The sequence below is a fragment of the Novosphingobium sp. SL115 genome (genome assembly GCF_026672515.1).
Taxonomy (GTDB): Bacteria; Pseudomonadota; Alphaproteobacteria; order Sphingomonadales; family Sphingomonadaceae; genus Novosphingobium.
In genome coordinates, this window is record NZ_JAPPRG010000002.1 from 1,868,217 (window position 1) to 1,893,470 (window position 25,254).

At 61.7% G+C, this 25,254-nt stretch carries 21 protein-coding genes; 14 read left to right on the plus strand and 7 right to left on the minus strand.

What is annotated here, in order from left to right; translation table 11 throughout:
* Positions 1 to 171 precede the first annotated feature (171 nt).
* From zapE to OVA07_RS10555, 3 genes are read right to left on the minus strand one after another with little or no spacing between them, the layout of a single operon-like run.
* Positions 172 to 1,305: a cell division protein ZapE gene (gene zapE, locus OVA07_RS10545; protein WP_268171383.1), complete on the minus strand. Its 1,134-nt coding sequence runs from the start codon at positions 1,303 to 1,305 to the stop codon at positions 172 to 174.
* On the minus strand, positions 1,302 to 1,766 hold the full coding sequence (locus OVA07_RS10550; RefSeq protein WP_268172679.1) for a PaaI family thioesterase: 465 nt from the start codon (positions 1,764 to 1,766) through the stop codon (positions 1,302 to 1,304). Before OVA07_RS10550 ends, zapE begins: the two co-directional genes overlap by 4 nt.
* Positions 1,767 to 1,793: 27 nt before the next feature.
* Positions 1,794 to 2,576, minus strand: coding sequence for a succinate dehydrogenase iron-sulfur subunit (locus OVA07_RS10555; RefSeq protein ID WP_268171384.1), 783 nt, complete (start codon positions 2,574 to 2,576; stop codon positions 1,794 to 1,796).
* Positions 2,577 to 3,009: 433 nt separating this feature from the next.
* On the opposite strand from OVA07_RS10555, the gene OVA07_RS10560 reads away from it, so the two are divergent.
* Entirely contained in the window at positions 3,010 to 4,101 is a 1,092-nt protein-coding gene (locus OVA07_RS10560; protein ID WP_268171385.1) for a ThuA domain-containing protein, read from the plus strand.
* A 267-nt stretch (positions 4,102 to 4,368) separates the two neighbouring features.
* Positions 4,369 to 4,998: a class I SAM-dependent methyltransferase gene (locus tag OVA07_RS10565; protein WP_268171386.1), complete on the plus strand. Its 630-nt coding sequence runs from the start codon at positions 4,369 to 4,371 to the stop codon at positions 4,996 to 4,998.
* A 166-nt stretch (positions 4,999 to 5,164) separates the two neighbouring features.
* Here OVA07_RS10565 and OVA07_RS10570 read toward each other — a convergent pair whose 3' ends face one another.
* Entirely contained in the window at positions 5,165 to 7,981 is a 2,817-nt protein-coding gene (locus OVA07_RS10570) for an Rne/Rng family ribonuclease (RefSeq protein ID WP_268171387.1), read from the minus strand.
* A gap of 609 nt (positions 7,982 to 8,590) precedes the next feature.
* On the opposite strand from OVA07_RS10570, the gene OVA07_RS10575 reads away from it, so the two are divergent.
* From OVA07_RS10575 to OVA07_RS10605, 7 genes are all read left to right on the plus strand, one after another.
* The gene (locus OVA07_RS10575) at positions 8,591 to 9,523 is read left to right on the plus strand and encodes an N-acetylmuramoyl-L-alanine amidase family protein (RefSeq protein WP_268171388.1); all 933 of its coding nucleotides are present in this window, start codon (positions 8,591 to 8,593) and stop codon (positions 9,521 to 9,523) included.
* Between the two features lie 92 nt (positions 9,524 to 9,615).
* The gene (locus OVA07_RS10580) at positions 9,616 to 12,150 is read left to right on the plus strand and encodes a penicillin-binding protein 1A (protein WP_268171389.1); all 2,535 of its coding nucleotides are present in this window, start codon (positions 9,616 to 9,618) and stop codon (positions 12,148 to 12,150) included.
* A gap of 84 nt (positions 12,151 to 12,234) precedes the next feature.
* Entirely contained in the window at positions 12,235 to 12,786 is a 552-nt protein-coding gene (locus OVA07_RS10585; protein WP_268171390.1) for a peroxiredoxin, read from the plus strand.
* Between the two features lie 113 nt (positions 12,787 to 12,899).
* Positions 12,900 to 14,027, plus strand: coding sequence for a peptide chain release factor 2 (prfB, locus tag OVA07_RS10590; protein ID WP_268171391.1), 1,128 nt, complete (start codon positions 12,900 to 12,902; stop codon positions 14,025 to 14,027).
* A complete protein-coding gene (locus OVA07_RS10595; protein WP_268171392.1) occupies positions 14,027 to 14,770 on the plus strand; it encodes a class I SAM-dependent methyltransferase in 744 nt (247 codons plus the stop codon). Before prfB ends, OVA07_RS10595 begins: the two co-directional genes overlap by 1 nt.
* Positions 14,770 to 16,179, plus strand: a complete 1,410-nt coding sequence (locus tag OVA07_RS10600; RefSeq protein ID WP_268171393.1) for an NAD(P)H-dependent flavin oxidoreductase — start codon at positions 14,770 to 14,772, stop codon at positions 16,177 to 16,179. The genes OVA07_RS10595 and OVA07_RS10600 overlap by 1 nt, the downstream gene beginning before the upstream one ends.
* Before the next feature lie 154 nt (positions 16,180 to 16,333).
* Positions 16,334 to 16,660, plus strand: coding sequence for a GIY-YIG nuclease family protein (locus tag OVA07_RS10605; RefSeq protein WP_268171394.1), 327 nt, complete (start codon positions 16,334 to 16,336; stop codon positions 16,658 to 16,660).
* Positions 16,661 to 17,443: 783 nt separating this feature from the next.
* Here the strand turns inward: OVA07_RS10605 and OVA07_RS10610 are convergent.
* Complete coding sequence (locus OVA07_RS10610) at positions 17,444 to 18,757, minus strand: ammonium transporter (RefSeq protein ID WP_268171395.1); 1,314 nt, start codon at positions 18,755 to 18,757, stop codon at positions 17,444 to 17,446.
* Positions 18,758 to 18,901: 144 nt separating this feature from the next.
* Positions 18,902 to 19,921, minus strand: a complete 1,020-nt coding sequence (locus OVA07_RS10615) for a 2-hydroxyacid dehydrogenase (protein ID WP_268171396.1) — start codon at positions 19,919 to 19,921, stop codon at positions 18,902 to 18,904.
* A gap of 117 nt (positions 19,922 to 20,038) precedes the next feature.
* Between OVA07_RS10615 and OVA07_RS10620 the strand changes: the two genes are divergently transcribed.
* Positions 20,039 to 20,536 (plus strand): SH3 domain-containing protein, encoded by a 498-nt coding sequence (locus tag OVA07_RS10620; RefSeq protein WP_268171397.1) that lies wholly within the window; start codon positions 20,039 to 20,041, stop codon positions 20,534 to 20,536.
* Between the two features lie 45 nt (positions 20,537 to 20,581).
* Here OVA07_RS10620 and OVA07_RS10625 read toward each other — a convergent pair whose 3' ends face one another.
* A complete protein-coding gene (locus OVA07_RS10625) occupies positions 20,582 to 21,778 on the minus strand; it encodes an acetyl-CoA C-acyltransferase (RefSeq protein WP_268171398.1) in 1,197 nt (398 codons plus the stop codon).
* 114 nt (positions 21,779 to 21,892) lie between these two features.
* Here OVA07_RS10625 and OVA07_RS10630 point away from each other — a divergent pair, with 114 nt between their 5' ends.
* From OVA07_RS10630 to OVA07_RS10645, 4 genes are all read left to right on the plus strand, one after another.
* Positions 21,893 to 22,678 carry a prepilin peptidase gene (locus OVA07_RS10630; protein ID WP_268171399.1) on the plus strand — a complete coding sequence of 262 codons (786 nt, stop codon included), beginning with the start codon at positions 21,893 to 21,895 and terminating at the stop codon, positions 22,676 to 22,678.
* A 24-nt stretch (positions 22,679 to 22,702) separates the two neighbouring features.
* Positions 22,703 to 24,133: a coniferyl aldehyde dehydrogenase gene (locus tag OVA07_RS10635; RefSeq protein ID WP_268171400.1), complete on the plus strand. Its 1,431-nt coding sequence runs from the start codon at positions 22,703 to 22,705 to the stop codon at positions 24,131 to 24,133.
* A 176-nt stretch (positions 24,134 to 24,309) separates the two neighbouring features.
* Positions 24,310 to 24,696, plus strand: a complete 387-nt coding sequence (locus OVA07_RS10640; RefSeq protein ID WP_268171401.1) for an NADH-quinone oxidoreductase subunit A — start codon at positions 24,310 to 24,312, stop codon at positions 24,694 to 24,696.
* 5 nt (positions 24,697 to 24,701) lie between these two features.
* The gene (locus OVA07_RS10645; protein WP_326493120.1) at positions 24,702 to 25,247 is read left to right on the plus strand and encodes a NuoB/complex I 20 kDa subunit family protein; all 546 of its coding nucleotides are present in this window, start codon (positions 24,702 to 24,704) and stop codon (positions 25,245 to 25,247) included.
* Positions 25,248 to 25,254 lie beyond the last annotated feature (7 nt).

A 25,254-nucleotide genomic window follows, 5' to 3' on the forward strand; every position in this document is an offset into this window, starting at 1 on the left:
GTTTTTTCCAGGCATGCGTTTCCCAATCAGACTGGTTAACGCGAGGGGATAAAGGTTAATATTTTTAAAGAAAATCCGGCCTGATTGTTCGGTGATTTTCTACCGATTCGGGCGCTTTTGCCAACATCAGGTATGTGATTCGGCGCAAGTGATACCCGTTTTGTCGCCGCTTCAGTCTTCGCCGTGGCCCTTGGCCAGATAATCCTGACTTTGCATTTCCATCAGGCGGCTCACCGTCCGGTCAAACATGAAGCGACCTTCGTCATCGCCTTTACCGCCGACGTCGTAAAGATCGGCGGGTTCAGCATCTGCTGTGGCGATCAGCTTGACCTTGTGTTCGTAAAGTGCATCGATCAGCGTAATGAAGCGCGAAGTCTCGTTGCGCAGTTCGGCACCAAGGCGCGGGATCGCCACCACGATGATGGTGTGGAAATTGCGCGCAATGGCCAGATAGTCGGCCGCACCGCGCGCTTCGCCACACAACTTCTTAAAGCTGAAAACGCCAACGCCTTTCAGGCTTTTGGGCACCTGCAACAGCCTACCACCGCCGACGTCGAGTTGCGCGCTGGGTACGTGCTCGCTGTCTTCGGGCGGATAGTCGGTCAGCTTGAAAAAGGCTTCGCGCACGGCCTCGGTTGATAGAAGGCCAACCGGAACATGCCATGTGCCGACGCCCTGCATACGTTCCAGCCGGTAGTCGGTCGGCCCGTTGAGGGTCAGCACATCCAGACGGCTTTGCACCAGCGCGATGAATGGCAAAAAGTGTTCGCGGTTCAGCCCGTTCTTGTAGAGGTCCGGTGGCGCGCGGTTGGATGTGGTGACGATAGTGACGCCGCCATCCACCAGCAATGCGGTGAACAGGCGGCTCATAATCATGGCGTCGGCGCTGTTGTTGACGACCATTTCGTCAAAGCACAGCACGCGCGTCTCGGCCGCAATTGCTGCGGCCACTGGCAGGATCGGGTCGCCGCTTTCCTTCTTGCGCTCTTCCCGCAGGCGGGCGTGCACATCGAGCATGAATTCGTGGAAGTGCGCGCGGCGCTTGGCTGCAATGTTCAGGTTGTCGTGAAACAGGTCCATGAGCATGGATTTGCCCCGGCCCACGCCGCCCCACATATAAAGACCGCGCGGCGGCGGTGGGGCCTTGCGGCCCAGCAGCTTGCCAAGGAAGCCTGCAGGGGGGGCTGGCGCTTCCAACTCCTGTTGGAGCGCATCAAGCCGCGCGGCGGCGGCGGCTTGTTCAGGATCGGGCCTGAGTTCGCCTGCAGCAACGAGTTCGCGGTAGCGCGTGAGAACGCTGTTCATCGGCGGGTGGGTTTGCGAATGGTGCCGTTGAACGCCGCGATGGTGTCATCGCGCTGAACAACAAGGCCGCGCAGAAACACGAGGCGTCCGGTTTCGCGCAGCACTTCGACCACGGCGTCCAGCGGTTCGTCCAGACGCCCGGCACCGATGAACTGGGTGGACAGATCGAGCGTGACCGAGCCTGCCGCGTCACCTGCAAGCAGGGTGCGCATGCCGGCGAATAGGGCGATGTCGATCAGTGCCAGAGTAACGCCGCCGTGAACCGCTTCGAGCAGGTTGGAATGTCGGCGCTCAGGAAACATGCGCAGGCGGGCGGTGCGAGTGCCATCGGCGCGGTCTTCAACGCGGGTGAGCATCCGCCCCATGGTCTGGCCGTTGAATCGGCTGGTATCGGCCAGATCCCAAGTGAACCAGCCGGGATGATCCGCAGCTGGTTCATAGATGAAGGCGTTCTCATTCATTTCAGCAGGCACCGTATCAGGCACCGCTTAAACGAGCCTTTCGGCTTCCATCTTCTTGATTTCTGCGATGGCGCGTGCCGGGGACAGACCCTTGGGGCAGACGTTGGCGCAGTTCATGATGGTGTGGCAGCGGTAGAGGCGGAACGGGTCTTCCAGCTCGTCCAGGCGTTCACCGGTCATTTCATCGCGGCTGTCGGCCAGCCAGCGATAGGCCTGAAGCAGGATCGCCGGGCCGAGGAATTTGTCCGAATTCCACCAGTAGCTGGGGCACGAGGTGCTGCAGCAGGCGCACAGGATGCACTCGTACAGGCCGTCGAGTTTTTCGCGCTGTTCCGGCGACTGCAGACGTTCCTTGCCCGAAGGCGTGGGGGAGACGGTTTGCAGCCAAGGGCGGATCGAGGCGTACTGGGCGTAGAAATGGGTGAAATCAGGGACGAGATCCTTGATGACTTCCATGTGCGGCAGTGGCGTGATGCGCACTTCGCCCGAAAGATCTTCGATGGCGGTGGTGCACGCGAGGCCGTTGCGACCGTTCATGTTCATCGCGCACGAACCGCAGATCCCTTCGCGGCATGACCGGCGGAAGGTGAGCGTGGGGTCCTGTTCGCTCTTCATCTTGATGAGCGCGTCGAGCACCATCGGGCCGCACTGTTCGAGATCGATGTCGAACGTGTCGTAGCGCGGGTTTTCGCCGCTGTCCGGGTCGTAACGATAGACCTTGAACTTGCGGATCTGACCCTGCGTGGCTGCAGCGTGGTGGCGGGCCTTGCCGGTGATCTTGGAGTTCTTCGGAAGCGAAAAAGTCGCCATCTTGGTTTCCCTGTTGCGCCGAGTTCGTGCGTCTTGCTGAGTCGTCCTTAGCGATTGCAGCGCGGGGGGCAAGGGGGTCTGGCCTGCCCAATGGTAGAGGTGGTCGCGAGGTGCGGTTATTCGCGTATGTGAACGCGGGTTTACACTGTTTACACAGTCCAGGGAGAAGCGGCGGGGCTTCCTCCCAAGGCTTGTTAGACGGGCTGAAGTTGCAGCGTAGGAAATGTCCAACAGGCCGATCATGCCGCACGATGGCAGGGGTGTGAGATGTAGGACAGACCTATTGCAAATCCTCTGGCGACGATGACGGTGTGATTGACTGGCGCTGTCAGGGCAGGCACAACTATCCTGTGAATTGTCAAAAGACTTGTTTCAAAAGCATTTGGGGGAAATCAGGATGTTGAAGGCTTTGTCATTGGCAGGCGCTGCATTGGTGGCAATCGCAAGCGGACAGTCCGCAGCCGCGCAAGTGACCGACTGCCCGCTGGGCCGCACCACGCTTTCCACCCTGTCACCGCTGGGAGATGTTCTGGCCGTACCCGCAGCCCGCGCCGTGGTTGAAAAGGTGTCGCCGGGGCTGGCCGACAAGATGATGAAGCCATTTGGCGGGCAGGCACTGCCGCCGGGCTTTGAACGCATTGTGACGCCGCGTTCGGTAATGGGCATGGTGGGGATGGGCGATGCTGCGCTGATCGCCAAAATGGACGCCGGCCTTGGCAAAGTTAAGCTGACCAAGGCCGACGTGTTGGCCCGCTGCGCCAGTTATGACAACGAACGCCCGCAGATTCCCGCAGACCTGCCACGCCCGGCCATTCTGGTGTTTGGCAAGATTACCGGCTTCCGCGATGGGCCATCGGTTGATGCGGCCGAAGTGGCGTTGAAGCAGATTGCCGCCCGCCATGGCTGGGGCATCGTATTTACTGACCGTGGTGGGGTGTTCAACGCGGCGGATCTGGCGCGCTTTGACAGCGTGGTGTGGAACAATATCAGCGGCGATGCGCTGACCATTCCGCAGCGCGCGGCATTCCGCAAATGGATTGAACGGGGCGGCGGTTACACTGGTATCCATGGTTCGGGCGGTGATCCGCAGTTTTTCTGGGACTGGTATGCCGATACGCTGGTCGGCGCGCGGTTCATTGGCCACCCGATGGGGCCGCAATTTCAGGAAGCGCGGGTTGTGGTGGAAGACAAGGCCCACCCTGCCACCCACGGCTTACCCACAGAATGGCGAATGACCGAAGAATGGTATTCGTTCGACCGCAGCGCACGCGGTAAGAACGTGCGGGTTCTGGCAACGCTGGATGAAAGCACGTACAAGCCGGGCGAGGGGTTCGGGCGCAAGCTGGCGATGGGTGACCATCCGATTGCATGGACCCGCTGCCTTGGTCGGGGCCGCAGTTTCTACACTGCCATCGGGCACCGCCCCGAAAGTTATACCCAAGCCGAAAGTGTGAAACTGCTGGATCAGGGGATCGCGTGGTCCGCCGGACTTTCCCCCGAAGGATGCGGGCCGACGCGCAAGTAGCAGGCCCGTATCGAACAGAAGTTGTCGTGCCTCCGTTCGTTCTGAGTGTGTTGAACGATGCCCGTGTTATGCTGGCAATCTTTTGACAGACCTCAGCACGAAAACGGAGGCACTCGCACTGGGGCTGGCACAGCGACATGCACATCTCCTGCGCCAGAGGGTGTAAATGCCGAAATCAGTCCCCTGGTGAAATGGCGGGGTGCTGCGGGGATTGCGTAGCAGACCGAGGCGCGGCAAGCTCTCTTCATAAACAAGAAGGGGGAAGCGATGGGTCTGAAGGATGCGTGGGAAGCGCATGTCGTGCCGCGCATGATAAAATGCGCCTGTGCATCACCGGGGATTGCGGAATTGCGCGCAGGCGTGGTGCCACAAGCCAAAGGGCGCGTTTTCGAAATCGGCTGCGGTGGCGGGTTGAACCAGCAGTATTACGACAAAACGCGGGTAAGCGGATTTGCCGGAATCGATCCTTCAGGCAAGCTGTTGGATTATGCCCGCGAGGCCGCCGAACGCAAAGGCTGGGCGGCGGATATCCGACAAGGCGTGGGCGAGGATATTCCTTTTGCGGATGACAGTTTCGACACGGCGGTCTGCACGTATACGCTGTGTTCAGTCACCGAGCCGACCAAAGTTCTGAGCGAATTGCACCGCATTTTGAAGCCGGGCGGGCAACTGCTGTTTCTGGAGCACGGACTCAGCCCTGATGCAGGGGTGGCGAAATGGCAGCGCCGGATCGAACCGGTTTGGAAACCGCTGATGGGCGGCTGCCACTTGTCACGCGGTGTAACCGCACCGGTGCGGCAGGCCGGATTCGCGCTGGATAGCGTGGGGCACCGTTACATGGCTGGAATGCCGCGCTGGGCCGCATGGATGGAATGGGGCGTCGCGATGAAAGTTTGAGGGGGGAAGGGGCAAGTCGATGAACCGGCAAACTGTCCCCGCTGCTCCTTGCCGCTATGACCAATTTCTCGTGCGGATCATTGTTTGAAAACGGTATAGTTGACATGAAAAAGGCCCCCGCCGTCAATTCCGGCGGGGGCCTTTTCAGTTCAGGCAAAGGGCGCGATCAGGCGCCGAAGGTGCGCTGCCACCAGCCACGACGAGGCGTCGAGCCATCGTCATCGCCCGAGGGCGTTTCTGCGACTGCTGGCGCTTCATCGGCCACCGGCGCTTCTGCGGTCACGCTTGCAGCCGGGGCTGCATCAGCGGCGACGGCATCAGCTTTTTTACGGCGGGTGCGCTTTGGCTTGGCGGGGGCTTCTTCGGCCACAACTGCGTCAGCGGCTGGCGCTTCTGGTGCAGCTTCGGCTTCGACAGCAGGGTCAGCCTTTTTCTTGCGCGTCCGCTTGGGCTTTGGCGCAGGGGCTTCGTCGGTCACCGGCCCAGCTTCTGGCACTGCTGCTTCTGGAGCAACCGCTTCAGCAGCAACCGGTTCGACTTCTGCTGCCGGAGCAACATCGGCCTTTTTCTTGCGGGTGCGCTTGGGCTTTGCCGGAGCAGCTTCTGCCGCCGGTTCTTCGGCCACAGGGGCTGCAACCGGTGTGGCTTCGACCGGTGCGGCTTCGGTGACGGGCGCTTCCGGCGCTTCGGTCACAGCTTCAGCTTGCGCGGGTTCTTCGGCTGAATAGCCTTCATCGCTGCCTTCGCCTTCACTGCCTTCTGCAGAGCCTTCACCGTTTTCACGGCCACCGCGACGACGACGACCGCGACGACGGCGCTTGCGCGGTCCGCGTTCGCTATCGCCTTCGGCCTCTTCGGTTGCGGGCGCTTCACCGCCTTCGGTTTCTTCACCTTCGGTTTCCGTGGCTTCGGTTTCGGCATCTTCGCCTTCACCTTCGCCAGCGGAATCGTTGCCATCTTCACGGCGATCACGGGTGCGACCACGACGACGCTTGCGCCGCTTGCGGCGGCCATCGCCACGGTCGCCACCCTCGTCTTCGCCTTCACCGCGAGCGGCCTGCTCTTCGGTTTCTTCGGCGTCGTAATCGTCCTCGATCACATCGTCTTCGTCTTCTTCAAGCTCGACGATGGGTTCGAAGCGGGGCACGAATTCAGGCTTTGGCCCGCGCGATGCGACGCGCATCTTGGCGCCTTCGTTTTCACCTTCAGGGATGACTTCGACGGTGACGCCATAACGCTGCTCGATCTCGGCCAGATCATCGCGCTTGGCGTTGAGCACGTAGATCGCAGCTTCCTGCGATGCATAGAGCGTGACGACGTTGCCCTTGCCCTTGGCGGCTTCGTCCTCGATCATGCGGAGCGAAGAGAGGCCCGCTGATGAGGCGGTGCGGACCAGACCCGAACCATCGCAATGCGGACAGGCGCGGGTGGTGGCTTCGAGAACGCCGGTGCGCAGGCGCTGGCGGCTCATTTCCATCAGGCCGAAGCCGGAAATGCGGCCAACCTGGATGCGCGCGCGATCATTGCGCAGCGCTTCCTTCATCGCCTTTTCGACCTTACGGATGTTCGATCCGTATTCCATGTCGATAAAGTCGATCACGACAAGGCCGGCCATGTCGCGCAGGCGCAACTGGCGGGCGATTTCGCGCGCGGCTTCAAGGTTGGTGGACACCGCCGTCGCCTCGATGCCGTGTTCCTTGGTGGATCGGCCAGAGTTGATGTCGATCGACACCAGCGCCTCGGTGGGATTGATGACGAGGTAGCCGCCCGATTTGAGCTGGACCACCGGATCATACATCGCGGTGAGCTGGTCTTCGGCGCCATAGCGCTGGAACAGCGGCACCGGATCGGCATACTGGCGCACCCGCTTGGCGTGGCTGGGCATCAGCAGCTTCATGAAGTCCTTGGCAGCACGATAGCCGTATTCGCCTTCGACCACGACTTCTTCGATATCGCGATTGTAGATGTCGCGGATGGCGCGCTTAATCAGGTCGCTGTCAGAATGGATCAGCGCGGGCGCGACCGAATGCATGGTGCGTTCGCGAATCTCATCCCACAGGCGGGCAAGATAATCGAAGTCACGTTTGATTTCTGGCTTGGTGCGCTGAAGTCCTGCCGTGCGCACGATGCACGACATCGACTTGGGCAGTTCCAGTTCCGAGATGATCGTCTTCAGGCGCTTGCGGTCAGATGCCGAATTGATCTTGCGGCTGATGCCGCCGCCGTGGCTGGAATTGGGCATGAGCACGCAATAGCGGCCCGCAAGGCTGAGGTAGGTGGTGAGGGCAGCGCCCTTGTTCCCGCGTTCTTCCTTGACGACCTGCACCAGCAGTACCTGGCGGCGCTGGATAACGTCCTGAATCTTGTAGCGACGGCGCAGCGCCATACGCTTGGCGCGCAGTTCGTCGGCTTCCTTGCCCTGCGAACGGCCCTGACGGCGGCGGCCTTGATTGCGGCCACGGCGGCGATTGTCGCCTTCACCATCATTTTCGCTATCGCCTTCAGCGGCTTCCGCCTCTTCGCCTTCATGGTCGAAGCCGTTTTCGACGACACCGCCTTCGATGGTGGCGACGTGGTCCTTTTCGGACGTGTCGACTTCGGTCACGCCCTCATCGGAATCGTAACCTTCGTTTTCGTTATAGTCTTCTTCGTCGTCGCCATCTTCGGCGGCGCGCAGGGCAGCTTCCTCTTCGGCGTGTGCGGCTTCTTCAGCCAGCAGCGCTTCGCGGTCTTCCTTGGGGATCTGGTAGTAGTCGGGGTGGATTTCGCTGAACGCGAGGAAACCGTGCCGGTTGCCCCCGAAATCAACGAACGCCGCCTGTAGCGAGGGTTCAACCCGTGTTACCTTGGCGAGGTAGATGTTGCCTTTGATCTGCTTGTGATCCGCAGATTCAAAGTCGAATTCTTCAATCCGGTTGCCCTTCAGCACCGCCACCCGGGTTTCTTCCTGGTGGCGCGCATCGATAAGCATGCGCGTGGTCATTATATAGTCTCCAGCCGCGCCGCCGCGGGGTTGCCCCTGCGTGTCTGGCGCGGATCGTTTGGGATGCGCGACGCCGGAGCGGCAGAGGATTGCCATCTGCCGGAGCGTTCGCGAATGCGGTTGTGCCGGATCGGAGCGTGGGGGCGCGCAGCATTCGCGCTGCCTTGCCCTGTCGCTCGCCGCCCGGCGGCGGTTGGTTTGTGTCTGCTGTGGCGACAATTCGCGGCGACATGCGCGTGCCGACAATCGTCCAAGCCGAAACCACCCCGGCGGGGCAGACTGGCAGAAACGAAACGCGGCTCATCATCACGGCATCAACCTTGTGGCGTGGAGAGGGGCGCTGACGCATCATCTTCCCCACGTTGACGGGATCTTCGTCAGCTGTGCTTTTCCCTCGCCCACCGCGGCGCATGGTTGCGCTTTCTGGCGGTTTCGGCGTGGTTGGCCCCGATGCTGACTTGCCCCGGTAAATGGGTGCTAGCACCCCAATTGCAAAGCAGCAATTAAAACAATGTCGAGAATGTAGCATTCGCGCCGGCGCACAATCGACGGATATGCGTGAATTTCGCTCTGGACCGCCATGACGTCATGCGGGCATAGGCGGGACGGATGGAGAGCAGGGGCATCATTCGCGCAGTGCAGTGGGCACCGCTGGCAGCAGCGCCGGTGCTGGCCGCCGCCGTGGTGTGGGTGGCATTTTCGACAGGAGTTGCGCAAGCTGTGCCGCGTCATGTGGTGCGACTGGTGATGCCGGGGGCGGCCGGGATGATCGATTTGCCACCGGTCGAAGGTCCGGCTGATGTCAGCCGCCCGCTGGTGGTGATCGATGCCGGCCATGGCGGGCACGACCCCGGCGCCAGTGGCGCGCAGGGTGAGCGCGAGAAGGATCTGACGCTGGCATTGACCAAGGCATTGCGCGCAGCGCTGCTGGCCGATGGCCGTGTGCGCGTGGCGATGACTCGCAGCACGGATCGGTTTCTGGTTCTGGAAGAGCGCGCCGACATTGCCCGCAGGCTGGGTGCTGATCTGTTCGTGTCGGTTCATGCCGATGCGGCGCAAAATGACGCAGCGCGTGGCGCGACCGTTTACACTCTGTCCGACAAAGCGTCCGATTCGGTGGCCGAAGCGCTGGCCGCGCGCGAGAACGAGGCGGATCGGGTGAACGGTGTGGTTCTGGCCGGAAAAGGCACGGCGGTTTCATCGATTCTGGTCGACCTTGCCCGGCGCGATATGCGGTCAAGTTCGATGCGTTTTGGCGAGCTTGTGGTGCGCGAAAGCGAGGGGCGGGTTGCATTCCATGCCACGCCGCAGCGCGAAGCGGCCTTTGTGGTGCTGAAATCGCTGGACCTGCCGTCCGCGCTGATCGAGGCGGGCTTTATCAGCAACGCCGGTGACGCAAAGGCGATGGCCGATCCTGAATGGCGCAAGGGTTTTGGCAGGACCGTGGCGCGGGCCATTGAGATATTCCTGGCCGAGCGTCAGGCCCCGATGGCAGAGACGGAAGCGCCGTTGCTGGAAGCATCGTCCACCCCGGTTCCGTAAGCCTGTCGTTGAATAAGGCTCCACCTCCGCACAGGTTTTACGTCCGCAGGTACTGGCTTGCTGACGCAGGGGCGTGCTAGAGGCCCTGCACGATGGCCGAAGATACGCACGAGCAATCCCGGTTTACCCACTTGCGCGCAGGGGCAAAGGCCCGCTGGCAGGGGGCGATGCAATGGTATCGGGCCAAGTGGCGCGACAGCCGCCGGTTCAGGATTGGCAATTATATTGCTGCTGCCCTGCTGGTGGGCTGGTTCGTGCTGTGGGTGGCTGTGGCGCGAACGCTGCCTTCGGCGGACAAGCTGCTGACATATCAGCCACCCTTGCCGACAATGGTGCGTGGCATGGATGGCGAGATCGTATCCAGCTATGCCCGCGAACGCCGCGTGCAGTTGCGGTTTGTCGATTTTCCTGAACCACTCATCAACGCCTATCTGGCGGCTGAGGACAAAACGTTCTGGACCCATGGTGGCATCGACTATCTGGGCTTTGCCGGCGCAGTGGTGGATTATGCCACCAAATTCGGGTCGGGCGAACGCGCCAAGGGCGGTTCGACCATTACCCAGCAGGTAGCAAAGAACATCCTGATTGGTGATGAATATTCGGTCACGCGCAAGCTGAAGGAAATGATTCTTGCGCGCAGGATCGAAGGCGTGCTGACCAAGCAGCAAATTCTTGAACTATACCTCAACGAAATTCCGCTGGGACGGCAAAGCTTTGGCGTGCAGGCTGCATCGCGCGCCTATTTCGACAAGGATGTGGGCGACCTGGCGTTGCATGAAGCGGCGTTTCTGGCGATCCTGCCGAAGGCGCCCGAACGCTATGGTCGTGCCAAGTACGAACAGACCGCAATCGAGCGGCGCAACTGGGTGTTGGACCAGATGGTCCGCAACGGTTGGGCAACAGCGCAGCAGGCATCAGCCGCCAAGGCCATGCCGCTGGGGCTGAAGCCGCGACGGATCGAGAATTACACCGCAGACGCTGGCTATTTTCTTGAAGAAGTGCGGCGGCGGTTGATTGGCCGGTTTGGCGAAAAGGCTGAAAACGGGCCGAACAGCGTCTATGCTGGCGGGCTTTGGGTGCGCACATCGCTGGACACCCAATTGCAGACCGCAGCGCAAAATTCGCTGCGCGCAGCCCTGCTGCGCTATGGCGGGGGGCGGCCATGGCATGGGCCAATTGCACGGATCGACCTGGATGACGGCAATTGGCAGACCCAACTCATCACCAGCAATATTTCGATCAATTACCAGAACTGGCGGACCGGCGTGCTGCTTTCGCGCAGCGGTAACACTGGTCGCATAGGCTTTTCGGACGGCGAAGAAGCCAGTCTGATCGGTCTACCCGACAAGATTCGACCCGGCGACATTACTGCCGCTGCGCCGGTCAACGGTAGCACATGGGCGGTGCGAACCGTGCCCGAAGTTTCGGGCGGCATGGTGGTGCAAGATCCGCAAAGCGGGCGTGTACTTGCTATGCAGGGCGGGTTCGACGCTCGACTGGGATCGTTCAACCGCGCAACGCAAGCCAACCGCCAGCCGGGCTCCACGATCAAGCCGTTTGTTTATGCCACGGCGCTGGACAATGGCATGACGCCTGCCTCGATGGTGGTGGACGGCACGTTCTGCGTTTATCAGGGCGCGGCGCTGGGCGAAAAATGCTTCCGCAATTTTGGCAACGAAGGCGGATCGGGCAGTCACACGATGCGCTGGGGGCTTGAGCAATCGCGCAACCTGATGACGGTGCGCGTGGCCAACGACGTGGGCATGGACAAGGTGGTCCGCACGATCAAGGCCGTGGGTATCGGCGATTACCAGCCCTACCTTTCGATGGCGCTGGGGGCAGGCGACACCACGGTCATCAAGATGGTCAACGCTTATGGCGCACTGGCCAATCAGGGGCGCCAGCATGAACCGTCGCTGATCGATTATGTGCAGGACCGCAACGGAAAGGTGATCTGGCGTGCCGATGGCCGTCGCTGTGAAGGTTGCAGCATGGCGCAGTGGGATGGCAAGCCCATGCCTCGGCTGAAGCCCACTGGCAGGCAGGTGATGGATCCGCGCACGGCGTATCAGGTGGTGCACATGCTGGAAGGCGTGGTGGTGCGCGGAACGGCGGTCGTGCTGCGCGATCTGGGGCTGCCGCTGTTCGGCAAAACCGGTACCACATCAGGCCCGACCAACGTGTGGTTTGTGGGCGGATCGCCCGAAATCATTGCGGGCGTCTATATCGGGTATGACCAGCCGCGCAGCCTTGGTGGCTATGCTCAGGGCGGACGTATTGCTGCTCCGGTTTTCAAGCAACTGGTGCAGGAAACCAAGGGTCGCTGGAAGGATATTCCGTTCCGCGTTCCCGAAGGCGTTCGCATGGTCAAGGTGGACCGCATTTCGGGCAAGCGCGTGTTTGGCGGCACGCCCGACAACGATGTGGCCAAGGCGTCGATCATCTGGGAAGCGTTCAAACCCGATACTGAACCCAAGCGCACCGCGCGCGAAGGCGAAGTGAGTGCCAAGCAGGCGGTGATCGATGCATTGCGCAGGGCACGGGCCGCGCGCGGCATCCCTGATGTGGCTGAAGATGAGGCGCCGACCGAGCAGGACTTTCTGGAAGAGCAGGGCGGGATTTACTGACCTGTCCGATTGGCGGGCAGGTTGGCCGTTCGCATGGCTCAAAGGGCATTGGCTGGAGGGCAGGCGATCTGATAGTGTATGGTGATGACCTTGCGCTCTCTTGCTGCTGCTGGTGCAGCCTTCGCCCTTTGCCTTTCCACTCCGGCGCTGGCCGAACTGCCGGGCGGCTCGCGCGCGCCTGATTTTGCGGCCAAGGGTGCCCTTGCGGGCAAACCTTTCGCCTTTTCGCTTAAGGCGGCGCTGAAGAAGGGGCCGGTCGTCCTCTATTTCTATCCCAAGGCGTTTACGCAGGGCTGCACGCTGGAAGCCCACGCCTTTGCCGAGGCGAGCGGGGACTTCAAGGCGGCAGGCGCAACCGTGGTCGGCATGTCGAACGACGATATCGCCACCTTGCAGAAGTTTTCGACCGAAGCCTGCCGCGACAAGTTTGCCGTGGCTTCTGCCAGCCCTGCGGTCATCAAGGCCTATGACGTCGACCTGAAGCGCGAAGGCGTTTCGACCGGCCTGACCAAGCGCACCAGCTATGTCATCGCGCGCGACGGGCGCATCGTTATGGTCCATTCGGACATGGATTATCGCGACCATGTGAAGATGACGCTGGACGCAGTGCGCAAGCTGAAAGCGCGCAAGGGCTAAGGGCAAACCCGCTTTCGGCACTGCATGGCACACGCTTGGGCTTTACATGCCTGCCCGCTTCGCTAAGCGGCGCAGTTCGTTTCGTGTAATTGTTGTTTCGGAGTTGGATAGTCATGCGTGCCGAGGGGCAGGCCCATATCGATCGTATCGAGGCCGCGCTGGCGCTGGTCCGCAAGTTCCTTGACTGGGACCGCGCGGTGCGTCGGCTGGACGAGCTGAACGCGCGCGTCGAAGATCCGAAGCTGTGGGACGATCCGAAAAAGGCCGAAGAGGTGATGCGGGAGCGTCGCCGGCTGGAAGCGTCGATCGGCACCGTCAACGAAATCGGTCAGGAAATGGCCGATGCCATCGAGTTCGTCGAGCTGGGCGAGATGGAGGGCGACGAGGACACGATCAAGGAAGGCCTTGGCAGTTTGGCCGCGCTGGCTGACCGCGCGGACAACGACAAGGTGCAGGCCTTGCTGGCGGGCGAGGCCGATGCCAACAACGCCTATCTTGAAGTTCACGCAGGCGCAGGCGGCACCGAAAGCCAGGACTGGGCCGAAATGCTGCAGCGCATGTATACGCGCTGGGGTGAGCGCCACGGCTACAAGGTCGATCTGGTTGATTATCATGCGGGCGAAGCTGCCGGGATCAAGTCTGCCACGCTGCTTATCAAAGGCGAGAACGCCTATGGCTATGCCAAGACCGAAAGCGGCGTGCATCGTCTGGTCCGCATCAGCCCTTATGACAGTTCGGCACGTCGGCATACGTCGTTCAGTTCGGTCTGGGTCTATCCTGAAATCGATGACAACATCGAGGTGGATATCAACCCGTCGGACCTGAAGATCGATACCTATCGCGCGTCGGGTGCGGGCGGACAGCACGTTAACACCACCGATTCGGCGGTGCGTATCACGCACGTTCCCACCGGGATCATCGTGGCCAGTCAGAACGACCGCAGCCAGCATAAGAACCGCGCCACTGCGATGAACATGCTGAAGGCGCGCATTTACGAGGCTGAACTGGCCAAGCGCGAAGCGGCGGCAAGCGGCGAATATGCGGCTAAGACCGAAATCGGCTGGGGCCATCAGATCCGTTCCTATGTTCTCCAGCCCTATCAGCAGGTGAAAGACCTGCGCACCGGGGTGGTTTCCACCAATCCGACCGATGTGCTGGACGGGGCGCTCGATCCCTTCATGGCCGCTGCGCTTTCGCAGAAGGTGACGGGCGAGAAGGTGACGGTGGAGGACGACGATTGATGAGGGCTTCGGCCCTTGTCCCTTGTGCGCTGGCAGCGCTGCTGGTTGCCTGCAAGCCTGCGCCTGAAGAAGCGGCGCGGTTGTTTCCGCGTGCTGACCGGCCGGTGTCGGCGCTGGGCAGCACGGCCTTTTCGACAGAATCCGACCGCGATGATCGCAATGAAGCGAACACGGTGATGGATCTTGCCGGGGTTGTGCCCGGTATGAGCGTGGCGGATATCGGCGCGGGGGAGGGGTATTATACCGTCCGTCTGGCTGAGCGCGTGGGCGCCAAGGGCCGGGTTCTGGCACAAGATATCGATGGCGATGCACTTCGCCGTCTTGGCGCGCGCGTGGAAAAGGACCGGCTCGAAAACGTATCGATCAAGCCGGGGGCCGAGGATGATCCGCGTCTGCCGGAGCGCAGTTTCGACCGGGTGTTCCTGGTGCACATGTACCACGAAGTGACCGAGCCTTATGCTTTCCTGTGGCGCATCTGGCCCGCGGTGAAGCCCGGTGGGCGTGTGGTGGTGGTGGATGTGGATCGTTCGCCCGAAAAGCACGGCATTCCGCCCGCGCTGCTGATCTGCGAACTGGAGGCGGTGGGCTTTCGCTTGGATGAATTTCACCGTAAGCCGGAAATAGCGGGATACTATGCCCAGTTCGTGGCCGCGCCATCGCGGCCCGAACCGGGGAAGATCAAGCCTTGCCGGCTGAAAGCCGCAACGGGTGCGAGCGCGACAAGCGCGTTGAAAGGAAATTGATGTCTGCGTTCAAGGGGTTGAAGCCGATTCTCTATGCTGGCCGTGAAGTCTGGCCGCTGGTTGAGGGTGGCAAGGGCGTGGCCGCAACGAACCACATGAGTTCCGGGGCATGGGCAGCCGCGGGCGGAATCGGTACGGTCAGCGCGGTCAATGCTGACAGTTACGATGCCGATGGCAAGATCATTCCACAGGTTTATAACGCCCTGACGCGCAAGGAGCGCCACGAAGAACTGATCCGCTATGCTATCGACGGCGCGGTGGAGCAGGTGAAGCGCGCCCATGAAGTGTCGGGCGGCAAAGGCGCGATCAATATCAACGTGCTGTGGGAAATGGGCGGCGCGCAGCCCATTCTGGAAGCCGTGTTGGACCGGACCCGCGGGCTTGTGGCCGGGGTGACCTGCGGCGCCGGCATGCCTTACAAGCTGTCGGAAATTGCCGAGCGATACAATGTGCATTACCTGCCCATCGTGTCGTCGGGCCGTGCGTTCCGGGCGTTGTGGAAGCGGGCCTATCACAAGGTTCCGCATCTGCTGGGCGCAGTGGTATATGAAGATCCGTGGCTGGCGGGCGGGCACAATGGCCTGTCCAACGCCGAAGACCCGAAGAAGCCGGAAGATCCCTATCCGCGCGTGAAGGCGCTGCGCGATGTGATGCGCGCTGAAGGCGTTTCGGACGATGTGCCGATCGTGATGGCGGGCGGGGTATGGTTCCTGCGCGAATGGAATGACTGGATCGACAACCCGGAACTGGGTTCGATTGCTTTCCAGTTCGGCACGCGCCCGCTGCTGACCGAAGAAAGCCCGATTCCGCAGGGGTGGAAAGACCATCTGCGCACGCTGGAGCCGGGCGATGTGCTGCTGCACCGCTTTTCGCCCACGGGTTTCTATTCATCGGCCGTGCGCAACCCGTTCCTGCGATCGCTGGAAGCGCGCTCGGAACGCCAGATCCCCTATTCGCGGGTTGAGGCGGGCGACCATACCGCGCAGCTTGACGTGGGCGTTCGCGGCAAGAACTTCTGGGTTACGCCGAACGATCTGGCCCATGCGCGTGAATGGCATGGCGCGGGCTATGTTCATGCGCTGCGTACGCCCGATGATACGATGGTGTTCGTCACGCCGGAAGAGCGGGACGAAATCCAGAAGGATCAGAAGGATTGCATGGGCTGCCTGTCGCATTGCGGGTTCTCGTCATGGAAGGACCACGACGATTACACCACCGGGCGCCTGGCCGACCCGCGCAGCTTCTGCATCCAGAAGACGCTGCAGGACATCGCGCATGGCGGGGAACTGGACAAGAACCTGATGTTCGCAGGACACGCGGCCTATCGGTTCAAGCAGGACCCGTTCTATTCCAACAACTTCACGCCGACGGTGAAGCAGTTGGTGGACCGGATTTTGACTGGGGATTGAGTGGGTTTTTGAGGGTTGCGAGGGGCGGTTCCGGGGGGCCGGGGCCGCCATTTTTGTTGGATTGCGGACTACTCCTTCAATACACCACCTGTCGCCCCGTGCTTGACACGGGGCTTGGCTTCCCTTTCCGCCCCACGTTTGACACAACAGCCAAATGGAAAAGGGCGGCTGGGTTTACATCATGGCAAACCGCTATCGTGGCGGGATGTATATTGGCGTCACTTCCGATCTCACCCGGCGCGTGTGGCAGCATCGCGAAGGTGACGGTTCGATCCACGTTGCGGACTTTGGCAAGACAAGGCTGGTCTATGCCGAACGGCAGGCGGAAATCGAACCCGCCATTGCACGCGAGAAGCTGGTCAAGAAATGGCGCCGGGAATGGAAATTCGCGCTGATCGAAGCAGACAATCCCGATTGGCTGGACCTTTGGGAGCAGTGGTATCCGACGGTGGAAGCGCGGGAAGGCGACGTCGCAAGGTAGCCAAGCCCCGTGTCAAGCACGGGGCGACGATAGTGGGTTTTAGGATTTGAGGGTATTTTGCTGGCCAGATGAATGTCGGCTTCTGCAGCGTCGGGAAAGCTGACTAAATGGCGGGAGTTGGGTGGAAGGCGGTCATTTAAGTTCTGATGGGCGTCCAGCGAAAAACTGCTAGACGAGAAGTGAGATGACCGCGAACTCAACAAGATTTTTCGACGGGATGAGCCCGAAGGATAGGTTACTGGGATGGAGCATCATCTTCGTTCCGATAGTTACCCTTGTCGCCCTCGGCGCGATTTTCCTTCGTCCGACCCCAATATCAGCAGATGCAGTTCTGGGTTGTTACATCGCCCTCGGAGCGCCCTCACTAGAGGTGAGGCGCGGTTCGATCCGCATTGACGAGCCCCAAGACCGCACCTTCACTTATGTCGCTGAACCCGCGAAAGTGGGGTATAGGCTGACGGTAGCTCCAGCGATGAGCCTACGGGCTAAGGGCGCGGGTCGCTATGTGTTCGTTCGAGACGAGCGCGGAATAGGATATTTTTGGCCTCTCCTGCCCAACCGATCCGATGACCCGCAGGATATGCGAAAGCCCGCAGACTTCAGCGGACGTTTCCAGTTAGTTACGGACGACGGTAAAACAGTCATCTATACGCGGGCGGATAAGCAGCCCTGTTTCTGATGACCGCAATGGCGTCGTAACCAGAACGGCAGATTTTGACGAAAAATCGGCAAATGCCGTCGCTCCAACGCCGGGAGGGGCAGAAACCCCTCCCGGTGCCATAATCAGTCCATTTCCCACGCGCGTTCGCCGTGGCTGGTGATGTCGAGGCCTTCGCGTTCTTCGTCCTCGGTCACGCGCATCGGGATGACCATCGAGACCATCAGCGCGCAGACGACGGTGGCGAAGGCGCTCCATAGCGCGACGATGCCGACGCCCGCGATTTGGGCGACGAGTTGGCGGGTGAGATCCATGCCTTCGGCATAGCCGGTGCCACCGAACGATTCAGAGATGAACACGGCGAGCAGGATCGACCCGATCATGCCGCCGACGCCGTGGACGGCGAAAACGTCGAGAGAATCGTCGATCTGGAGGCGCTGTTTGACCAGTTGGATCATGGGATAGCACACCACGGCTGCGGCAACGCCGAACAGCATGGCGGCGCCCGGCGCGATGAAACCGGCCGCAGGGGTGACCGTGGCGAGGCCCGCGATGGCGCCGGTGGCAAAGCCGACCGAGGTGGGTTTGCCGACCGAGAACTTTTCGATCACCAGCCACACCAGCGCGGCGACGCAGGCGGCAACGTGGGTGTTGATGATGGCCGAAGCGGCATCATCGTTGGCGGCAAGGGCCGAGCCGCCGTTGAAGCCGAACCAGCCGACCCAAAGCAGCGCTGCGCCCGCCATGGTCAGCGAGGGGCTGTGCGGCAGCATGAGGGTTTTGGGAAAGCCCATGCGTTTGCCCAACAGCATTGCGACGACCAGCGCCGAAACGCCCGCCGTTGTGTGAACGACAATGCCGCCGGCAAAATCGAGCGTGCCGAACTTGGTGGCGAGCCAGCCGCCGCCCCAAACCCAGTGGGCGGAAGGAGCATAGACCAGCAGGCCCCACAGTGCGCTGAATGCAACGACCCAGCCGAACCGCGCGCGATCCACCCATGCGCCGACCATGAGCGCCGGGGTGATGAGTGCAAAGCACATCTGGAACAGGGCAAACGCGCTTTCGGGAATGGCGGTATTGGCGCGGACATTGCCGAGATCGAGCAGCATCCACGCATTGCCGCTGCCCAGCCAGCCGCCGGTGACATCGCCAAAGGCCAGAGTATAGCCGACCATGATCCACAGCACCGAGGCGACAGCGGCAATCGCACCGACCTGAACCAGAACGGCCAGAAAGCCCTTGGCGCGCACAAGGCCGCCGTAGAACAGGGTAAGGCCGGGCATGGCCATCATCAGCACGAAGGCAGATGACACCAGAATCCATGCAGTATCGCCGGTATCGGCCACGTCTTCAGCGCTGATCGCATCAGCCTGTGCGTGGGCCAGCACGGGCAGAAACGCCGCGCCGAGGGCGATCAAAGTCGCCAGCTTGTTTCGCATTCGCAAAGTCTCCCCCTCGCAACCGCTACGCAGGGCAGCGTTGCCAGATCCTCTCCGCACGAGGCTCTAGAGCAAGATCAAGGGCGCGCACAAGCACGGTTGCGAACGATTGTTGTGCGAAAGGGGGATTCCAGATGATGGAGCTTAAACGAGGCCTTCCAGCACCTGATCGGGTGGGCGGTGGCCATCTGCCCAGAAGCGGATGTTGGCGATGACCTTGTCACCCGATGCGATGCGGCCTTCGAACGTGGCGCTGCCCATGTGGGGCAGGATGGCGACGTTGTGGTGGGCCAGCAGGCGGGCATCGACCTGGGGTTCGTGTTCGAACACATCAAGCCCGGCCCCGCCGATGCGGCCTTCGACCAGCGCGGCGATCAGCGCTTCTTCTTCGACCAACTGGCCGCGCGCCGTGTTTACCAGATAGGCTTCGGGCTTCATCAGCGCGATGCGGCGAGCGTCGATCAGGTGGTGCGTTTCGGGCGTGGCGGGACAGTGCAGGGTGAGGATGTCGGCATCGGCCACCAGACGATCCAGATCGGCCTCGAACCGGGCGCCGAACATCGTTTCAAGCGCTTCGGGCAGGCGGTGGCGGCTGTTGTAGGCGACATTCAGGCCAAAGGCGCGGGCACGGTGGGCGACGGCCTGACCGATGCGGCCCATGCCGACGATGCCCAGCGTCTTTCCAGCAAGGCGATGGCCAAGCATGGTGGACGGTGCCCAGCCTTCCCATTTGCCCGCGCGCAACATGCGCCCGCCGTGGTTGAGGCGGCGCGTGACCGAGATGATGAGTGCGATGGTCATGTCCGCGGTATCGTCGGTGAACACGCCCGGCGTGTTGGTGACGATGATCTTGCGTGCGCGGGCCGCGGAAAGATCGACATGTTCGGTGCCTGCGCCGAAATTGGCGATCAGGCCAAGCTGCGGCCCGGCCTGTGCGATCATATCCGCATCGATCCGGTCGGTTACCGTGGGGACGATGACATGGGCGGCCTGCATCGCGGCGATCAGCTCTGCGCGGGACAGGGGATGATCGTCAGCGTTCAGCGTGACGTCGAAAAGCTGTGCCATGCGGTCCTGCGTTTCGGGCAGGAGGCTGCGGGTGACAAACACACGCGGTTTGCCTTCGATGCGGCGGGTCGGGCGATAATCGGCGCTGGTGGACATGATGGCCAAAGCTTGGCGCAGGGGCAGGGGCCGGTCAAGCAGCAGGCAGGGTGATGATGGTGGACAGCATATTGCAGGGTGTTGCCCTGTGACGGCATTTTTGCGACGGGATGGGCCATGACCATCGGTGTTGCCAGACGATTTGCGATCAGCATTGCTGCAGTGGCAGCGGTTGCGCTCGGCCATGTTGGCCCTGTTTCTGCACAGACCAGTGACGACGCGGGCGTGCCCTATTGGGTGTCGACATCCAAGGACAAGGCGAACATGCGCGTGGGGCCGGGGCGAGAATATCGCATCAACTGGACCTATGTGCGCAAGGGTGTGCCGCTGAAAGTGCTGCGCATGATGGGCGGCTGGCGTCTGGTCGAAGACCCGGAAGGCGCGCGCGGGTGGATTTTGGCGCAGTTCCTGACGCGGCAGCGCGCCGCGATTGTGAAGGGCGGCGAAACGGCACTGAAAGAAGGCAAGGACGGCGGTGGCCGCTTGCTGTGGCGCGTGGCCCCCGGCGTGATTGGCAAGCTGGGCGATTGCGAAGCGAACTGGTGTGCGTTCGATGTGGACGGGCGCGCCGGTTTTATCCGCGCCGACAGCGTGTGGGGCGCAGGACAGCCCTGATGGAGGCGGTAACCCCCAGCCTTGCGGGCCGGGGGTTTGCCAAATTCAGACCAGTTCGATGGCAAGCGCCGTGGCTTCACCGCCGCCGATGCACAGGCTGGCGACGCCCTTCTTCAGGCCCTTGGCCTTGAGTGCGGCGATCAGCGTGGTGACAATGCGGGTGCCCGAAGCGCCGATAGGGTGACCCAGTGCGGTGGCACCGCCATTGACGTTGATCTTGGCGTGGGGAATGCCAAGGTCGTGCATCGCGAACATGGCGACACAGGCGAAGGCTTCGTTCACTTCGAACAGATCGACATCGCTGATGGACCAGCCCGCCTTTTCAAGAACCTTGTTGATCGCGCCGACCGGAGCGGTGGTGAAATCCTTGGGTTCCTGTGCGTGTGCGGCCACGGCCACAACGGTTGCCACAGGCGAAAGGCCTGACGCGCTGGCGACGCTTTGGCGGGTGAGCACGACAGCGGCGGCACCGTCCGAGATGGACGAGGAGGTGGCGGCGGTGATGGTGCCGTCCTTGGCGAAAGCGGCCTTCAGCGACGGGATCTTGTCGGGGCGGCCCTTGCCGGGGGCTTCGTCCGTGTCGACGGTGACTTCGCCAGCGCGGGTCTTGACCGTTACCGGCGCGATTTCATCGGCGAAGCTGCCATCGGCCACGGCAGCCTGTGCGCGGCGCAGCGATTCGATGGCGTAGTCATCCTGCTGTTCGCGGGTGAGCTGGTAAGCGTTGGCGGTGTCCTGTGCGAAGGTGCCCATGGCACGGCCCGCTTCGTAGGCGTCTTCAAGGCCATCGAGGAACATGTGGTCATAGGCCGTGTCATGGCCGATGCGCGCGCCCGAACGGTGCTTTTTCAGCAGGTAGGGGGCGTTGGTCATCGATTCCATGCCGCCTGCGACGATCACGTCCACGCTGCCCGAAGCCAGCGCTTCGGCGCCCATGATGATGGTCTGCATGCCTGAACCGCAGACTTTGTTGACGGTGGTGGCCTGAACCGACTTGGGCAGGCCAGCCTTGATGGCCGCCTGTCGGGCAGGGGCTTGGCCAAGCCCTGCGGGCAGCACGCAGCCCATGTAGATGCGTTCAACACTGGCGGGTGAAACGCCCGCACGCTCGACCGCGGCCTTGACTGCGGTTGCGCCGAGGTCCGTCGCGGCGACATCAGCCAGCGACCCCTGCATTGCGCCCATGGGGGTGCGGGCATAGGACAGGATCACGACGGGATCGGCGGAAGAGAACTGTGCCATGGCTTGACTGCCTTTTCTGAATACGTGCTAGCTGCACCGGCTACCTGTCACTTATTAGTGTTGCAGTGCAGCGAAATCAAATGCTGCGATTGGGTGGCAGGGGATGCGCGCTAAATGGTTGAGCATGGCCTGATTCTCGTTCCACTGGGATGGCTGGTTGCAGGCGCGGCGGTGCTGGGCGCGGTGATCGGCAGCTTTTTGGGAGCGGCGCTGGGGCGTTTACCGGAGGGGCGATCGATCGTCACCGGGCGATCGGCCTGCGATGGCTGTGGAAAAGCGTTGACGGTAACCGAACTGGTGCCGGTGCTGTCATGGCTGGTTCAACGCGGCAGATGCCGGACTTGCGGCGGGGCCATTGGCGCATGGCAACTGGGGTGCGAACTGGGTGGGGCGCTGGTAGGCATTGGGGCGGTGCTGACAGCGCGCGACGGGCTGGTGCCGGCGACCATGGTGCTGGGCTGGCAACTGCTGCTGCTGGCCCTGCTGGACCTGCGTCACCTGTGGCTGCCGCGTGCGCTGGTGATCTGGCTGGCGGTAAGCGGTGCTGCGGTTGCGGCGGCGGCGGCGTGGCGTGGGGGCAGCACCGATCCACTTCTGATTTCCGTAACAGGCGGCGCGCTGGGCTTTGGCATGTTGTGGCTGATTGCGCGGTTCTACCTGAAAGCGCGCGGGCGTGAAGGGATGGGGGCGGGCGATCCGCCGCTGCTGGGCGCGATTGGCCTGTGGCTGGGGCCGCTGGGCGTGATCGAAACGATGCTGGGGGCAAGTATCGTCGGAATTGTCGTGGCTATTGTCATGCATGTCAGCAAGCGTAAGGTTGCAGCAGATACGGCGCTGCCGCTGGGAACCTGCCTTGCCGCTACGGCATGGCCGCTGTTCCTGCTGCAAGGGCTGGGATAGCTGATTCGGCGGGGAGAGGGCGATATGCAGGATATGAAGCGCGAGGCGATGCTGGCCTTGCTGGAGCGGCAGCGCGCCGCATTTACATCCGCCCGGCCTGAACCGCTGTCTGTCCGGCATGATCGACTGGAACGCTGCGCCCGGCTGCTGCTCGACCATGGCGAAGATCTGGCGCGGGCGATGAGCGCGGACTTTGGCCACCGCAGCCACGAACAATCGATGCTGACCGATGTGATGCCTGCGTTGAGCATGGTCCGCTATTCGCAAAAGCGGATGAAGGCGTGGTCAAAACCGGAAAAGCGGCATGTCGCCTTTCCGCTGGGTCTGCTGGGGGCCAAGGCCGAAGTACGGTATGAACCGAAGGGCGTGATCGGTATCGTCGCGCCGTGGAATTTTCCGGTGGGATTGACGCTTGCCCCGCTGGCGCAGGCTTTTGCTGCCGGGAACAGAGCGCTGTTGAAGCCCAGCGAATTTACCGAGGCGACGTCCGCATTGATGGCGGAGTTGTTCGGCAGGTTTTTCAGCGATGATGAAGTGGCGGTGGTGCTGGGCGGGCCGCAGGCAGGGCAGGACTTCTGTTCGCTGCCGTTCGATCATCTGCTGTTCACCGGGGCGACGTCCATTGGCAAACATGTGCTGCACGCGGCGGCGGACAATCTGGTGCCGGTGACGCTGGAGCTGGGCGGCAAGTCCCCTACGATTCTGGGGCGCAGCGCCGATGTGGTCAAGGCGGCCGAGCGGATCGCGCTGGGGAAGATGATGAATGCGGGGCAGATCTGCCTTGCACCCGATTACATGCTGGTGCCCGAAGATCTGGAAGAACAGGCGATCAACGCGGTGAGCCGGAGCGTTGCGCAGATGTACCCCACGCTATTGGCGAACGATGATTATACATCCGTCATCAACCGCCGTCATCGCGACCGGCTGGTGGGGCTGGTGGATGATGCCGTGGCCAAGGGCGCACAGGCGATGGTGGTCAATCCCGGTGGCGAGAACTTTGAAGGATCGAACGGCAACAAGCTGCCGCTGACCATCCTGCGCAATGTGAATGACGATATGAAGGTGATGCAGGACGAGATTTTCGGGCCTGTGCTGCCGGTTAAGACCTATCGCGGCATCGATGAAGCCATCGATTATATCAATGCGCATGATCGCCCGTTGGGGCTGTATTACTTCGGCGAGGATACGGGCGAGCGCGAGACGGTGCTGAACCGGACGATTTCGGGCGGCGTGACGGTTAACGATGTTATTTTTCATGTCTCGGCAGATGATTTGCCGTTTGGCGGAATCGGGCCATCGGGCATGGGCAGCTATCACGGTATCGAGGGCTTCCGCAGCTTCAGTCATGGCCGCGCGGTCTATCGCCAGCCCCGGCTGGACGTGGCGAAGCTGGCAGGATTGAAGCCACCTTACGGGGCGGCCACGGCACGCACGTTGAAGATGCAATTAAAGTAAGCAAGGCATACAGTGCCGGGTTCCCGCGCCAGTGGGGCAATGTGCAGACACAATATGCCCACAAGGGTGACAAAAGGCTGGTGGAATCCGCGCATTCCGCAATGCACACCACTTGCGCCGAAGCGATGTCGGGACTAGGGCGCTGGCGAACCTGCAGCTAAGGCGAGTCAGCCCCTTTGGTCGACCAAGCATCCTATCTCGCGCAATATCTGCCGATCCTGATCTTCCTGGGGATTGCACTGGCGCTTTCCACGGCCTTCGTGTTCCTGCCGATGGGTATTGCCCGTCTTACGGGCGCGCATCAGCCAAACGCCGACAAGCTCAGCGAATATGAATGCGGCTTTCCCGCGTTCGAAGATCCGCGCAGCCAGTTCGACGTCCGGTTCTATCTGGTCGCGATCCTGTTCATCATCTTCGATCTTGAAGCGGCATTTCTGTTTCCTTGGGCTGTCAGCCTGAAGGAAACCGGTTGGGCCGGGTGGATCACGATGATGGTGTTCCTGGGCGAACTGGTGATTGGCTTTATCTATGCCTGGAAGAAAGGGGCGTTGGACTGGGAATGAGCAACATGACCGCTTCTCCGCTCGTCACCGCCAATCAGGGAGCCATGGTCGCTCCCGATCAGGCGTTTTTTGACAGCCTCAATGCCGAAGTGAACGACAAGGGCTTTCTTGTCACTTCGACGGAAGACCTGTTCCAGTGGGCGCGTACCGGTTCGCTGTGGTGGATGACCTTCGGGCTTGCCTGCTGCGCGGTCGAGATGATCCACGTCAACATGCCGCGCTACGATATGGAGCGCTTCGGGGCTGCGCCGCGCGCCTCTCCGCGCCAGTCGGACGTGATGATCGTGGCGGGCACGCTGTGCAACAAGATGGCTCCTGCCCTGCGCAAGGTCTATGACCAGATGTCCGAGCCTAAGTACGTGATCTCAATGGGATCATGCGCCAATGGCGGAGGGTATTATCACTACAGCTATTCGGTTGTGCGTGGCTGCGATCGCATCGTGCCTGTGGACATTTATGTTCCCGGTTGCCCGCCGACCGCCGAAGCGCTGCTGTATGGCGTAATGCAGTTGCAGCGGAAGATCCGCCGCGCTGGCACGATCGAGCGTTGAGGGAGCA